This window comes from Hymenobacter latericoloratus, from assembly GCF_014199535.1.
Taxonomy (GTDB): domain Bacteria; phylum Bacteroidota; class Bacteroidia; order Cytophagales; family Hymenobacteraceae; genus Hymenobacter; species Hymenobacter latericoloratus.
This window is the reverse complement of the sequence record NZ_JACHNV010000001.1, coordinates 390,628-404,625: the sequence shown is the minus strand read 5'-3', so window position 1 is coordinate 404,625 and position 13,998 is coordinate 390,628. Positions and strand designations below refer to the sequence as shown.

Here is a 13,998-nt window from a genome sequence, read left to right as displayed (position 1 = left end):
ACGAAGCAATCCTTCCTTCTCTGTGCGCGAAACACTGACCTACTGAAAAGCCCTTACTGCCACGCGGTAGTAAGGGCTTTTCATTTCTCTAAGGCTCTTCACATTGAACAGGAAGAATTGCTTCGTCGTGCCTCCTCGCAATGACGGTTATTCATAGCGCAGCTCGCCGACGCCAACGCGCAGCGTCACGCCGGGCTCCGGGGTGATGCGTCCTGCCACCTGGGCCTGGTAGCCGCGGGCGCGCAGGGTTTCGGCTACGGCTTCGGCCTGGGCTTCGTCGGTGACGAGGAGCATGCCGTTGCCCATGTTCCAGTAGAGGTAGGCTTCCTGGGGGCTGATGCCGGCCAGCTCGGCCAGCTGCTGCATGGCCGGCAGCGGTTCGAAGAGGTTGGTCAGCTCGGCGCCTACCCCGTTTTTGAGCACGCGCTTAAAGTTATCGGCAATGCCGCCGCCGGTGATGTGCGCCGCCGCGTGCAGGGGTAGGCCCGCATCCAGCACTGCCACCACACCGGGCGCAAAAATCAGCGAAGGCGCCAGCATCACCTCGCCCCAGGTCTGGCCCATTTCCGCGGCGTCGGGGCCGGTGTAGGGGGCCGTGTGCCAGGCTTCACCGAAGGTTTTGGTGAGGGCGCGGCGGGCCAGGGAGTAGCCGTTGGAGCGGAAGGACGGCGAGCGAAGCGCTACCACGGCCTGCCCGGCGCGCACGTTGGCGCCGCTCAGGGGCCGCTCCAGACTCGGGTGCAACACGCCCACGGCCGTGGAACACCAGTTGAAGTTCATGCGGGCGCCGGGGTAGCCCCCGATGCGGTTGCCCAGCTCAGCAATTTCGCCACCCGTTACGGCAATCTGGCTGAACTGCGCCGCGTCGTGCAGGCCGCGCATCAGCTCATTCACCACCTCGTAGTTAAGGGTGTTCACGTCGATGATGTTCGACAGGTTGGTGGGGATGAAACCGGCCACCACCAGGTCGTCGGCTACCATGGCAATCAGGTCGTAGCCCAGCGTATCGTAGCGGTCCAGGCGCTCGGCTACCTCAATCTTCGTCCCGATACCATCGGAGCCGATGCCCAACCGCTCCGCCCCAAACCGGATTTCGTTGGAGAAGCCCCCGGCCAAGTCCTGTGCCGGCTCGCCGGGCTTGCCGGCACGGGTCGCGAAGGTTTTCTGGGCCCAGTGGTAGGCGTTCTTGGAAGCGGCGTTGCCTTCTTCGATGGAGTAGCCGGCGGTGGCTTTAAGGGCAGTATCAGCAGAGGTCTGGCTCATGGCAGAGGGGCAGTCGTATGAAATAGCTGTTATCCTGAGCGGAGCAAAGGACCTTATATCCGAAGAACGAGCTGTTCCTATGACAGCTGTACTACTGCGAGAAGGTCCTTCGCTCCGCTCAGGATGACAGGTGAATTTTAAGGTTAATGCTCCGTAGGTGCGGGAGCTTTGGCGCTGACGGAGGTAGGCTGTTCTTTCTTGTCTTTGTCGGAGCGGTGGCTCTGGCGCTCCTCCTGAATGTGGCGCAGGTACTTGGTGACGTCGCCGGTAGGGTACTTGCCCGTGAAGCAGGCGAAGCAGTTGCCCCCGTGGCCTTTGTCCTCCGAAAACAGCTCCTGCAGGTCTTCAATAGACTGGTAGATAACCTTGTCGGCCTCGATGTAGCGGCAGATTTCCTCTTCGGTGTAGTTGGCCGCAATCAGCTCGGTGCTCATGGCCATATCAATACCGTAGATGCAGGGCGACACGATGGGCGGAGCACTGCTGATAAAGTACACCTCGGCCGCGCCAGCCTCGCGCAGAATGCGCACAATGCGCCGCGAGGTGGTGCCGCGCACAATGCTGTCGTCGACCACGGCAATCTTCTTGCCTTCCACAAACTCCCGGATGGGGTTCAGCTTCTTCTTGACGATGTCCTCGCGGCCGGCCTGGCTGCTCACGATGAAGGAGCGGCCCATGTGGTTGTTCTTCACCAGCGCCCGGCGGTAGGGCACGCCAATAGCCTCCGCCAGACCCGAGGCCGAGAAGTACCCCGATGAAGGCACGTCAATCACCATATCCGGCTGAATCCCCGACTCAATCACTTTCCTGGCCAGCATCTTGCCTAGCCGCACCCGCTCCCGGGCCACCAGCCGGCCGTGAATGGTGGAGTCTTCGCGGGCGAAGTAGATGTGCTCGAACACGCAGAAGGCCTTGGGCTGGGCGTAGGGGTTCTTGTAGTGAACCTTGAAATCCTTGTCGATGAAGATGGCCTGGCCCGGGCCTACGTTCTTGATAAACTCAAAGCCCAGGTAATCAAAGCAGGTGCTTTCGGAGGCGAAAGCATAGATGGGACCCTTCTCCGTATCACGGCGGCCCAGCACCAGTGGGCGAATACCCAGCGGGTCATTGAAAGCCAGCAGGCCGTGCCCGGCAATGACGGTGATGGTAGCGTAGGCCCCTTTCACCAGCTCCTGCGTCGTCTCTACCGCATCAAAAATATCGATAACCGAAAGGGCATCGAGGTTCTTCAGGCGCAGCTCCGAGGCGAAGGTGTACATGATCAGCTCCAGGTCGTTGCTGGTTTTGGGCAGCACGTGGTACTTCTCGTGCAGGCGCTTGGCGGCCGAGCGGAAGTTGATAACGTTGCCGTTGTGCACCATGGCCAGCCCGAAGGGGTAGCTGGTGGTAAACGGCTGGGCCAGTTCGGCGTCGTTGGAGCCCTGGGTGGTGTAGCGCGCGTGGCCGATGCCAATGTTGCCTTTCAGCTTCTTGAGCTCCTTCTTCCGGAACACGTCGGATATCAGGCCGTTGCCTTTGCAGAGGTGAAAGTTGTCGTCGAAGGTGGCTATGCCGGCCGCGTCCTGGCCGCGGTGCTGGAGCGCCGTCAGGCCAAATACGATGTCGTGGGCAACGTCATCGGGACCGTAAAAACCTACAATTCCGCACATGGGAAGTATCAGGAAGGTGGTAGTGGGCGGTGAAATCCGCTACCGGGGTGGCAAGTGTAACACCAACGCGGGGTTAGTGCATCGTGGGCGTGAGGCGGACAAGTGGCCTAGCCGCCGGCGGCTTCTCCGTGCGGAGAAGAACCAGTAGCGGAAGGCAGCAGCGGTTCGGGGGTATGCACTGAAACAACGGCCGTACCTGCCGTTTCAGGAGTGCGCCGGGGTAGCTCGCCTCGAATAAGGCGGGCCAGGGTATCGGCGTACAGAAAGTGCTCTACGGCCAAGCCCCGCTGCTCTACTTCGGCCAGGGTGCCAGCGCCCTGCAAGTCAACGGGGTGCTGGGCCAGAATGGGCCCGGTATCCAGGCCCTCATCAACCAAATGCACCGTTATTTTGGTTTCCGGCAGTTGGTTTTCGAAGGCCCATTCGTAGGCGTGCAGGCCCTGGTGCTGGTGGGTGTCGGCGGGGTGAATATTGAGAATACGCCCCGCAAACGCCCGGATAAAGGTCGGCGACAGGATGCGCATGTAGCCGGCCAGCACTACGTAATCGGGTTGATACTGGCGTAGCAGCTCCACCACCTCGGCATCAAACTCGGCGCGCTTGCGGCCCTGGCTGCTGAGGCTGGCAGTGAGGCAGCCCAAAGCAGCCGCCGTTTCCAGGCCAGGCGCATCGGGCTTGTTGCTGAATACCACGGCTACTTCGGCCAGGCCACTCAACACGCCGTGTTGTACGGCCTGCACCAGGGCCACCATGTTGGAGCCCCGACCCGACAGCAGAATGGCCAGGCGCGCTTTGCGGGTGCTATGGTTACCAGTTGCCTGCAAGGGTCGGTTCCGGCCGCTGGCCGATATCAGTACGGATGTACACATCCTGAAATTTGACTCGTTCTACTTCCCGATATACGTGATTCACAGCATCTTCGAGTTCTTCACCATGCCCCACCAGCACCATCACACGGCCGCCGCTGGTTACCAGCTCGCCGTCGGCGCTCTGCTTGGTAGCGCCGTGAAACGCCAAGATGCTAGGGTGCAGCTGATCCAGGCCGGTGATGGGGAAGCCCGTTGGAAACTGCGCGGCGGGGTAGCCCCCTGAGGCTAGCACTACCCCCACGTAGTAGCTGCGGCGCTGGCGCACAACCGTTTGCTGCAATTTGCCATCCAAGGCAGCTTCAATGAGTTCGAGCAAGCTGCTTTCCAGGGCTGGCAGGAGCACTTCGGCTTCGGGGTCACCGAGGCGCACGTTGTACTCCAGCAGCTTGGGGCCCTGGGGCGTGAGCATGATGCCGAAATACAGGAAGCCGTTGAAGTCGAATTGCTCATTCTGCAGGCCGCGCAGGGTAGGGTCCACGATGCTGGTACGGATGGCGGCCAGCACGTTGTCGTCGCAGAACGGGACGGGGCAGTAGGCGCCCATACCACCGGTGTTGGGGCCCTGGTCGCCGGCCAGCAGCTGCTTGTGGTCCTGGGAAGGAGCCAACAGCCGCACGCGGTTCCCGTCCGTGACGCCGATGATGCTGATTTCGGGGCCGGTCAGCTTTTCTTCCAGCAGGAAGCTAAACCAGCCCGTATGCTGCTGCTGCAAATCATCCAGCGCCGCGTGCGCTTCATCAATAGCCGAGCACACATACACGCCTTTGCCCGCCGCCAGGCCGTCGTACTTCACCACCACCTGCCCCTCCAGCTCCGTGGCTTTGGCGCGGGCCTCGTCCAGCTTGTCGCTGCGGTACTGCCACGACATAGCCGTTGCTACCCCGTGCCGCCGCATAAAGTCCTTCGACCACACCTTAGAGCTTTCCAGCGTGGCACCGGCCCGGCTTGGGCCGAACACCCGAATATCAGAACCGGCGAAGAAATCCGTTACGCCCGCTGCCAGCGGGGCTTCGGGCCCCACTACAATCAGCTTCACGCCGTGGGCTTCGCAGAAGCTCTGGATGGCCGGAAAATCGGTGGCGCTGATTTCGGGGTGGCTGTTCGGAATGCCACCGTTGCCGGGCAGTACGTGCACCGTGGCCCCGTCGCGGGTCAGCTTCCACGCCATAGCGTGTTCACGGGCCCCGCCGCCGAGGAGTACTATGGTTTTATGGGTAGTGCTCAAGGTGTTGTTCTTTAGATGGTTCCCGCAGAGGGCGTAGAGGATGTCGCGGAGGTCCGCAGAGCTGTTCTAACTGATATCGGTAATGGCGCTGATCTTCTCGTCCGAGAACTCAAAGACCGACTTTCCCTGCAGCTGCAGCGTATCGCCGGCTTTTGGGCCGTTGGGGAAGTCGATAGTGGCAACGGCGGTATAGTTGAGCAACACTTCTACTTTATCGGTACTGGTTTGCCAGCCCGTGACGCGCTGCTCCCGCTGGGAGAAGTACTGCAACGCTTGCTGCGCCTGCTGGCGAAACGCCTCTTTGCCGGTTAAGGTCAGGTTGACTTCGCCGTTGGAGATGTTGCGGAACACCACTTCCTCGTGCAGAGGGCCTAGCATGCCAGCCACATCATAACGGTTGTACGCTTCCATGTAGTCTTGCACGAGTTGTTTCTGTTTCGCAACGTCCATGAGCTTCATATTATAGCGTCCGCAACTCAACTAAGGGGTTTACCGTGAAATTGGGGGTAGTCAAGGATAAACTCACCAACGAGTTTAGGCCTCTTTCATGATGCCAGCCTGCACCAGATTGTTCACGAGGCGGGCCCGTACGTCGCCGCCAGCAGCTTCATCGCTAGTGCGCAGCGGGGCACCCGTGATACGCTCGTAGATATCGAGGTAGCGGCGGGTGGCTTCGGCGGAAACTTCGGGGGTAAGGGCGCGGGGGTACTGGCCGTCCTGCTTGTTGGCAATCAGCCATTGGCGCACGTACTCCTTGTCCATCTGCTCTGCGGCCTCGGGGTTCCGGGCGTAGTCCTCGGCGCTCCAGAACCGCGACGAGTCGGGCGTGTGGATTTCATCAATCAGGATCAACTTCCCATCCAGCAGGCCAAACTCGTACTTGGTATCCACTAGGATGATGCCGCGCTCTGCCATCCACTGCGAAGCGAAGTTGAACAGCTCCAAAGACTTCACCCGCATCTGCTCATACAGCTCCGCCGACACCCAGCCTTCCGCCACCAGGTTTTCGGGCGTAATCTCGCGGTCCGATTCCTCCTTAGTGGTGGGCGTCACGATGGGCTCGGGAAACTTTTGATGCTTGGTCAGGCCGTCGGGCACCGTCACGCCCGAAAAGCTCCGCTGGCCTTGCTGGTAGCCGCGCCACATAGAGCCCGTGAGGTAGTTGCGCACCACCATCTCCACCCGAATCGGCTCGGCCTCCTTCGCCAGCGTCACGTTCGGGTCGAGCAGCGAAATCACGTGGTTCGGGATGATGTGCCGGGTTTTCTCGAACCAGAAAGCCGCCAGCCCGTTCAGCACCGCTCCTTTGTGGGCCACCGGCGTCTCCAGCACCGAGTCGAAGGCCGACAGCCGGTCGGTCACCACAATGAGCCGCTCGCCGGAAGGCGCGCGGTACGAGTCGCGGACTTTGCCGCGGTGCAGCAGTTCGAGCTGGGGGGTATCGAAGTGGTTGAGGGTGTTCATGGTATCGTGGCCTCACCCCCCGGCCCCCTCTCCTTCAGAGAGGGGGAGCCGAGGCGGCGTAGTATATGCGTTAGACGCTTTGTTCGAGAGTTTGATAGATTTCCTGGAGCACCTCACTGGTTTGTGTCAGCACCTGCTCATTCTGGAAGCGGATTACTCTATATCCAAGTGCTTCCAGCTCGTGCGTGCGGCCAGCATCGTATTCCGCCTGATCCGCTTCTCCATGCACACCGCCATCTACCTCTATAATCAGGTGCTTTTCCAGGCAAATGAAGTCCACAATGAAATTCTCAATGGTGTGCTGCCGACGAAACTTATAGCCGCCTAGCTGCCGATTGCGCAGCTGCTCCCACAAAAAATCCTCAGCCTCAGTAGCCTGCTTGCGCATTTCCGCGCCGTGCTCTTTCAGCCCCTTGAACCACGCTTCTTTATTAGCGGTCAAGTGCAAAGGCTGCCCCTGCACGCCGCCGTGGCTCCCCCTCTCTGAAGGAGAGGGGGCCGGGGGGTGAGGCCACGACGCCACGTGCTCCACAATGTTGCGGAACAGGCGTAGCCCATCCCCTTCCTCACTCAGACTCGGATTCGCCCGTTTCCGCCGGGCCCAGTCGGGGTGGTTGTACAGGGACAGGAAAGCCTCGGGGTGAGGCATCAGCCCGAAGACCTGGCCGGTGGTGTCGGTCAGGCCGGCGCAGTTCAGGTCGGCGCCGTTGGGGTTGTGCGGGTACACGTCCGTCGGCGAGCCGTCGAAATCCGTATAGGCTAGGCAGTTCAAGGCGCGGGCTTCAATTTCAGCCAGGGTTTCTTCGCCTTTGATGATCAGGCGACCTTCGCCGTGGCGCACGGGCACTTCCATTGAGTCGATGCCTTTCAGGAAGGGAGAGTTCGACTTCGGGTTGACTTTCAGGCGCACCCACCGGTCTTCGTAGCGGCCCGAGGCATTGTGCGTCAGGGTTACTTCCGGCGTCACGTTGCCGCTCAGGTTAGGGAGCAGGCCTAGCTTCACCAGCACCTGGAAGCCGTTGCAGATGCCCATCACGAACTTGCCGTTGGCAATGAACTGCTTGATGTCATCGAGCAGGGTGCGGCCTTCGGCGTTTTTGCGGTAGCGCAGCTTGTTGGCCAGCACCACGCCCGAGCCCAGGTCGTCGCCGAAGCTGAAGCCACCGGGGAAGTTCAGGATGTCGTAGTTGTGGATGCTGACGTGGCCGTGCAGCACTTGGTTCAGGTGCACAATGGTGGGCTCAGCGCCGGCCAGCTTGTAAGCGGCGGCAAACTCCTCTTCACAGTTGATGCCGAAACCCGTCAGGATGAGGGCGCGCACTGTTGAGTTGCCGGTTGCCAGTTGTCGGTTATCAGCTTGTTCTTCCGCTCCTTTCAAGGGCTCGGTGGTTTCATGACCAGCATCTACGCTCTTGAAGCCCAGCACCTGCAGGTTGCCATCGGCGTCAGTAGTAGGGCCGGAGTGGTCATGCTGCGGGCGCGGAGGCGTATTCAGGTCCGGCAGTTTGGGTTGTTCTTCCATTAGGATTGCGCCGCTTCGTGCTGGCCGAAGCCGATAATTCTGTTTACTGGGCCATTCGTCCACTCGTGGCGCAGGGCCGTCGTGCTGGCTGAAATGACCGTCTGGCCGCCGTGGCGCACCGTGAGTCGGCCGTCCTGGGTTACCACGCCGAGGCGGGTAGCGCGGGCACCGAAGTGCTGCTCGAAAGCCACTACATCTTGGGGAGCTACCGTAGCCACGAAGCGGGAGTGCGACTCCGAGAACAGCTGTGCCGACAGGCCTAGGCCAGTAGCGGGCAGCTCCACATCGGCGCCAAAGCCGTGACCAAACGTGGCTTCCGCCAAGGCCACGGCTAGGCCACCATCCGACAAGTCGTGGCAAGACTGAATGAGGCCTTTCTCATTCGCCTCGCCCATCAGGGTGTAGAGGGCTTTAGCTTCCTCGAACCGTACTTTGGGTACGTTGGCGCCTAGCTTCCCAAAGAGCTGGTAGAACTCCGAGCCGCCCAACTCGTCGTAAGTTTCGCCCAGTAGGTACACCACATCGTCGGCTTGCTTGAAGTCGGAGGTAATGGTGCGGCGGACGTCCTCGATTTTGGCGGTCATCGAATACAGAACCGTGGGCGGAACCGAAATCTTCACGCCGTCGGCCTTGAAGTCGTTCTTCATCGAGTCCTTGCCACTCGTGAGCGGGATGCAGTAGGCCGCCGTAGCATCGCGCAGGGCCTGGCACATGCGCACCAGCTTGGCCAGCTTGTGCTTGCCATCAGGGTTAGTGGCGGGGTCGTACACCGAGTCGGGCACGCAGAAGTTGTCGTTCACCGACCAGAAGTTGCCGTCGCCGTAGCTCAGGTTGGGCAGCTTCCCTCCCACCGCTACAATCTGGCGCACGGCCTCGTCAAACGCACCAGCCGACATATGGTAGGCGTCCAAATCACCGAAGCGGGGCAGAATTCCGTTGCTCACGGCTACCCCCTCCCAGCTCTCGAAGTTGAAGCGCACCACGGCGGCATCCTGCGGGGCCTGGCCAGTAGTACCCATCAGCGGCTTGATAATCGTGCGGCCCTTCACCTCGTGGTCGTACTGCCGAATCACCGATTCGCGGGAGCAGATGTTGAGGCTGCCCAGCAGGCGGCTCAGCACGTCGGTATAGTCGAGGTTGGCGGGTAGGGCGGGCTCCTGAGCCGTGGGTTTGGTCCACTCGGCATCCAGCACTTTGCGCGGTACGCCGTTGTGCAGGAACTCCATATCAATGCGCGCCACCGGCTCCCCATCGAAGCGCACGTCGAGGCTACCATCCGAAGTGAAGTAGCCGATATCGGTCAGCTCCACTTCCATTTCCTGGCCCAGGGCCATCAACTCAGCCATCTTGCTTGGCTCCACGGCCAGCGAGAACCGCTCCTGCGACTCCGACACGAAGATTTCCCACGGACGCAGACCCGGGTACTTCAGGGGCACTTTCTCCAGCTCCACCACGGCCCCGCCGCTGATGGTGGCCAGCTCGCCGATGCTGGACGACAAGCCGCCCGCGCCGTTGTCGGTGCTGCACTTGATGAGGCCGCGCCGGGTCGCCAGGATCAGGAAGTCCATGGCCAGCTTCTGGGTAATCGGTGAGCCGATTTGCACGGCCGTGGCGGGCGAGGTTTCATCTAGCTCGATGCTGGAGAAGGTGGCGCCGTGGATGCCGTCTTTGCCCACCCGGCCCCCGGCCATGATGATGCGGTCCTGGGCGTCAATTTTCTTCTCCCACGAGTCGAGGCCGGCCAGCTGCATGGGCATCACGGCGCCGGTGCCGCAGTACACCAGCGGCTTACCCGCATACCGGTCATCGAATACAATGGCGCCGTTCACCGTGGGCACGCCCGACTTGTTGCCGCCGTCCTCAATGCCCTTGCGCACACCTTCGAAAATGCGGCGCGGGTGCAGCTGGTTGCTTAGCAGGGTACCGCTGAACTCGGGGTTGCCGAAGCAGAGCACATTGGTGTTGAACAGCAACCGCGCGCCCCCAATGCCGGTAGCCAGCGGGTCGCGGTTGTTGCCCAAGATGCCGGTAATGGCTCCGCCGTAGGGGTCGATGGCCGAGGGCGAGTTGTGGGTTTCGACCTTCCATACAAACAACGACTCGGGGTTGATGCGCACGGCGCCGGCGTTGTCGGAGAACACCTTAATCAGCCAGTCGTTGCCGTTGGCGCGGAGCTGGCGGTCTACCTCGGAGGTAGCGTTTTTAATGTAGGTCTTGAACAAGGAATCCACTTCGAACTCCTCGCCCGTGTCGGCATCCCGGTACTTGATAACGGCCGAAAACTCCTTGTGCTTGCAGTGCTCCGACCAGGTCTGGGCAATGATTTCCAGCTCGCAGTCGGTAGGGTCCTGGGGCAGGCCGGCGGCCTGGCGCTCCTCCGAGATGCTGGTGTAATGGTCACGCACGGCGCGCATTTCCTCCAGGTTCAGGGCGTAAAGGTTGTCTTTCGACAGCTTCACCATCTCCTCATCGGAAAGGCCTACCAGCGGCACGGTGTCCGTAATAGATTCGGCCCCACCGCCCGGCCGCGGCGTGTAGTCGCGAATCTGGGCTATGGGGCCGACCTCGAAGCGGTTGATCATCTTGTTGCCGAGCAGCTCTTCCGCCAGGCGGCGCAGACTACTCTCCGGCAGCTCGTGCTCTAGGAAGTAGAGCCGTTTGCTGAAGATGTGCTGGGTATGGGTGTCGAGCGGCTGGTTCAGGAAGTCGCCGAGGGCGTTCTGGGCCGAGATGCCTTCGTCGTCGGTCACGCCGGGCAGCTTAGCCACCAGGATGTAGCTTTTGTAGTCGGCGCCGTGGCGGAACTCATCGAGGGCCACGTCGTGCAGCACCGGGTCCTGGAGGCAGTGGGTGGCGAAGTCGCGCAGTTGCTCGCCCGAAAGGGGGTAACGCACCGTGTAGAGGGCGGTGCTTTGCACCCGGCCGGTAGTTAGGCCGAGGTGACGTTGGGCAGCTTCGGCTACGCGCTGGCCCTCGCCATCATGTTGGCCGGGCTTGAGCAGAAGCTGTATGGTTCTTTGGGTAGCGTCCAAAAGGAGGGTGGTTATCTATTTTTCGGGTTTCCCACGCGTAGGCAAAAGTGCCCGCGTGAGGAAGCATACCCGCGCAGGGTACGCCGAAAATGCCTTGCCGCCGGGCCGGTTGCCGCCGCGGTAGGTTTAAGAAAACGCTTTTTCCGGCCGGGAGCCGGGTTTCACCACCGGAATACCTGCCCGGCAAAGCGGGCAATCATCGGGTGCGTAGGTGGCCGCCGTTACCGGCAGCAGGGCAAAGTTCGGAAAAGTTAGCGCAGCTTTCCCACCCGTGCGGTCAATTAAACTCGCCACGGCCAAAACTTTTGCGCCCAGCCCTTCCAGCACGCGGGCTACCTCGTTGGTGCTCTTGCCGGTAGTTACCACGTCTTCGGCAATGATAATTTTTTGGCCGGGCTCGATGGTAAAGCCGCGCCGCAGGGTCATCTGGCCCGAATCGTCGCGCTCGGTAAAGATGCCGGGCACGCCCAGCTGCCGGGCCAGCTCATACCCAATCACCACGCCGCCCATGGCCGGGCCCACCACCACATCGGGCTGCAACCCTGCCTCCTGAATCCGACGGGCCAGCTCGGCCGCAGCAGGAGCCGCCAGATCGGGCCGGCGCAGAAACCGGGCGCACTGCACGTAGGTGTCGGAATGCAGGCCGGAGGACAGCCGGAAGTGCCCGCGCAGCAGCGCGTCTTCCTGCAGCAGTTGCTGCTCCAGGGTTTCGGAGGTGAGGGTGGTTTGGGGAGAAGTCATTAAGCGTTTATTCGGGTCCTTCAGTGGAAATCATTATCGGTTCGGAACCAATTGAAAGTGACAGTAACAAGTCCACTTCTTCATCATTAGCCGCAATAACCAGCACTGGATATTCGTCCCGTGCTTTCATCAAGGCATATTCTATCCGTTCAATTCTTATGGACAATGCCAGTGAGCCGTTTAGGGAAATATGTGCATACCAGCCTTCCTGTATCGTTCCTTCCGCAATCTGTCCTATCAGATAAAACTCATTGCGTCGTGGAATAGCAAAGCTGTCTATTACATTGAATCGTCCTTGAACTGGTTTGTAGTTGGCTAGCATTGACACTGCTACACCGCTACCGGCCGAAACTGATTGATTTGCTCTGCCAGCTCCCGCGCGGCGGCACCGGCATCAGCCGCTTGCCACAGGGCGCGTGAGGTATTAATCAGGAGGCCCGCACCATCGGGGCGCAAGCCAGCCTTCAGTGTAGCCTGCAGGTCGCCGCCCTGCGCTCCTACGCCGGGCACCAAAAACCATTGGTCAGGCGCGAGGCTGCGCATGCGGGCTACAGCATCGGCGTTGGTGGCGCCTACTACCAGACCGATGCCGCCGTGCTGCTCATCAAGCTTGCGGGCTACGCTGGCAGCGCAATCCGAAAGAGTGCCACCGCGGGTGAGGGCTACATCCTGCAGGGAATGCGCTGGCTTGTTGCTGGTTTTGGCCAGCACGAATACCAGCTTATCGGGGCGCGCGAAGGGCACAATGGCGTCGTCGCCCATGTAAGGGTTCACCGTCACGCCATCGGCTCCCACCACGTCGTAGGCAAAGCGGGCGTAATGGTCGGCGGTGTTGGCAATGTCGCCGAATTTGCCGTCCAGAATTACCGGAATGCTTTCAGGAATACGCTGCACCGTTTCGCGCAGCAGCTTCACGCCATCTTCCCGGCTCAGGAAAAAGGCCAGATTGGGCTTGAAAGCGGCGGCATATTTGCTGGTCTGGTCAATCACTTCGGCCAGGCGGCGAACTACCTGCGCATCATCGCCTACGGGGTCGAGGCCGACGCAGAGGAGGGAGTTGGCTGCCTGTACGCGTTGAGTTAGCTTTTCCATTCGGAGGATGAAACGGTTTCGGTTGTAAGATGCCCGCACTCAGTGGCCAGACGGGCCGTGAGGCCAGGTTCCAGCCACTCGCCGCTGGCAATTTGCACGGCACTGGCTCCGCACCGCAAGTAGTCCGTGACGTGGCCGGCCGTAAACACGCCGCCGGTGCCAAAGATGGGCAGCGTCAGCCGTTCATCGTGGGCCAGCTCCCACACGCAGCGCAGGGCTACGGGGCGGAGCGCCTCGCCGGAGAGGCCACCGGCCACGGGCGCGGCGGTGGCATCGGCGGGCAGGTGTAGGGCTTTTAGTAGGTTAGTGGCGGCCAGGGCGGTAGCGCCGCCTTCCTGGGCTCCCAGGGCCAGGCCCCGGATGTGTTCCGGCCAGGGCGGCAGCTTGACTATCACGGCGGCCTCGGGTCCTAGCTCGTTGCGCACGGCCTGGGTGGCTTCGCGTACAAACCGGGCGCTGAGCTCCTCGCCTTTCGCGGTGTCGGGCTGGGCCATGTACACTTCCACCCCGGCAATCAGCTCACCGGCTTCGCGGGCCAGAAAGCGGGCAATCTTACGAAAACCGGGAATGCCGGGAGCTGTAATGCTCACAAATACCGGCACGCCGTAGCGCCGCAAAGTGGGCAGGTGCTCCTGCACCAGAATTTCCGCGCTTTCGGTGCGCATGTTGGTGGCATTGAGCAGGGTTTGGTCGGCGACCTGCCAGATGCCTTCCTCATAGAGCCCGGGCTTAGGCTCCATGGTTACGGTGCGGGTGAAAATTGCCCCCAGCCGCTCGTAGCCCGTTCCATCCAGCTGCCAGGAGGCGGCTGCGAGGCACACCGGGTTCTGCAGGGTAAGTTTGCCGAGTTGCATAGGTCTTAAAACGTTACGATTTCGCCGGTAGCGTGCCCCGGTAATGGTGCGCGCCCAGCAAAATTAGATGAGACTACCGCCGGCCGAGGCCGGAGCAGTTAGCTACAATTCTTGCTGCCCCCGAAAACGAGGTGGCCAATTTGCGGACCGACTTACGTCAGAATCCCCCCTGATATCTATCACCCCGCATTTTGTGCCACCTCGCCCCGATGCCGCCGTTGGGTGGACTTCGGGTTATTCAGTTGCCACTGTCAGATGCTGGCAGCTGGCAGCCAGCACCTGATAAA

At 61.1% G+C, this 13,998-nt stretch carries 12 protein-coding genes; all 12 read right to left on the bottom strand.

The window, feature by feature from the left end:
• Positions 1-147 precede the first annotated feature (147 nt).
• Entirely contained in the window at positions 148-1,263 is a 1,116-nt protein-coding gene (locus GGU46_RS01830) for an AIR synthase-related protein (RefSeq protein WP_183401882.1), read from the bottom strand.
• Between the two features lie 143 nt (positions 1,264-1,406).
• On the bottom strand, positions 1,407-2,912 hold the full coding sequence (gene purF, locus GGU46_RS01825; RefSeq protein ID WP_183401881.1) for an amidophosphoribosyltransferase: 1,506 nt from the start codon (positions 2,910-2,912) through the stop codon (positions 1,407-1,409).
• A 107-nt stretch (positions 2,913-3,019) separates the two neighbouring features.
• Positions 3,020-3,736 carry a phosphoribosylglycinamide formyltransferase gene (gene purN, locus GGU46_RS01820; RefSeq protein ID WP_246398695.1) on the bottom strand — a complete coding sequence of 239 codons (717 nt, stop codon included), beginning with the start codon at positions 3,734-3,736 and terminating at the stop codon, positions 3,020-3,022.
• Complete coding sequence (gene purD / locus GGU46_RS01815) at positions 3,720-5,006, bottom strand: phosphoribosylamine--glycine ligase (protein ID WP_215906241.1); 1,287 nt, start codon at positions 5,004-5,006, stop codon at positions 3,720-3,722. Before purD ends, purN begins: the two co-directional genes overlap by 17 nt.
• A 66-nt stretch (positions 5,007-5,072) precedes the next feature.
• Positions 5,073-5,456: a nuclear transport factor 2 family protein gene (locus GGU46_RS01810; RefSeq protein WP_183401878.1), complete on the bottom strand. Its 384-nt coding sequence runs from the start codon at positions 5,454-5,456 to the stop codon at positions 5,073-5,075.
• Between the two features lie 84 nt (positions 5,457-5,540).
• Positions 5,541-6,470, bottom strand: a complete 930-nt coding sequence (locus GGU46_RS01805) for a phosphoribosylaminoimidazolesuccinocarboxamide synthase (protein WP_183401877.1) — start codon at positions 6,468-6,470, stop codon at positions 5,541-5,543.
• A gap of 70 nt (positions 6,471-6,540) precedes the next feature.
• Positions 6,541-7,992, bottom strand: coding sequence for a phosphoribosylformylglycinamidine synthase subunit PurQ (locus GGU46_RS01800; protein ID WP_183401876.1), 1,452 nt, complete (start codon positions 7,990-7,992; stop codon positions 6,541-6,543).
• Positions 7,992-11,024, bottom strand: coding sequence for a phosphoribosylformylglycinamidine synthase subunit PurL (locus GGU46_RS01795; RefSeq protein WP_183401875.1), 3,033 nt, complete (start codon positions 11,022-11,024; stop codon positions 7,992-7,994). Before GGU46_RS01795 ends, GGU46_RS01800 begins: the two co-directional genes overlap by 1 nt.
• A 126-nt stretch (positions 11,025-11,150) precedes the next feature.
• On the bottom strand, positions 11,151-11,765 hold the full coding sequence (gene pyrE / locus GGU46_RS01790; RefSeq protein ID WP_183401874.1) for an orotate phosphoribosyltransferase: 615 nt from the start codon (positions 11,763-11,765) through the stop codon (positions 11,151-11,153).
• Between the two features lie 7 nt (positions 11,766-11,772).
• The gene (locus GGU46_RS01785) at positions 11,773-12,087 is read right to left on the bottom strand and encodes a hypothetical protein (RefSeq protein ID WP_183401873.1); all 315 of its coding nucleotides are present in this window, start codon (positions 12,085-12,087) and stop codon (positions 11,773-11,775) included.
• Between the two features lie 8 nt (positions 12,088-12,095).
• Positions 12,096-12,857: an orotidine-5'-phosphate decarboxylase gene (gene pyrF, locus GGU46_RS01780; protein ID WP_183401872.1), complete on the bottom strand. Its 762-nt coding sequence runs from the start codon at positions 12,855-12,857 to the stop codon at positions 12,096-12,098.
• Positions 12,845-13,711 (bottom strand): dihydroorotate dehydrogenase, encoded by an 867-nt coding sequence (locus GGU46_RS01775; protein ID WP_183401871.1) that lies wholly within the window; start codon positions 13,709-13,711, stop codon positions 12,845-12,847. The genes pyrF and GGU46_RS01775 overlap by 13 nt, the downstream gene beginning before the upstream one ends.
• Positions 13,712-13,998 lie beyond the last annotated feature (287 nt).

Bases quoted from the DNA above. Each gene is read 5' to 3' on its own strand.
- GGU46_RS01800 (WP_183401876.1), bottom strand. From the start codon at position 7,992: ATGGAAGAACAACCCAAACTGCCGGACCTGAATACGCCTCCGCGCCCG.
- GGU46_RS01775 (WP_183401871.1), bottom strand. From the start codon at position 13,711: ATGCAACTCGGCAAACTTACCCTGCAGAACCCGGTGTGCCTCGCAGCC.
- GGU46_RS01805 (WP_183401877.1), bottom strand. From the start codon at position 6,470: ATGAACACCCTCAACCACTTCGATACCCCCCAGCTCGAACTGCTGCAC.
- pyrF (WP_183401872.1), bottom strand. From the start codon at position 12,857: ATGGAAAAGCTAACTCAACGCGTACAGGCAGCCAACTCCCTCCTCTGC.
- GGU46_RS01785 (WP_183401873.1), bottom strand. From the start codon at position 12,087: ATGCTAGCCAACTACAAACCAGTTCAAGGACGATTCAATGTAATAGAC.
- purF (WP_183401881.1), bottom strand. From the start codon at position 2,912: ATGTGCGGAATTGTAGGTTTTTACGGTCCCGATGACGTTGCCCACGAC.
- GGU46_RS01810 (WP_183401878.1), bottom strand. From the start codon at position 5,456: ATGGACGTTGCGAAACAGAAACAACTCGTGCAAGACTACATGGAAGCG.
- GGU46_RS01830 (WP_183401882.1), bottom strand. From the start codon at position 1,263: ATGAGCCAGACCTCTGCTGATACTGCCCTTAAAGCCACCGCCGGCTAC.
- pyrE (WP_183401874.1), bottom strand. From the start codon at position 11,765: ATGACTTCTCCCCAAACCACCCTCACCTCCGAAACCCTGGAGCAGCAA.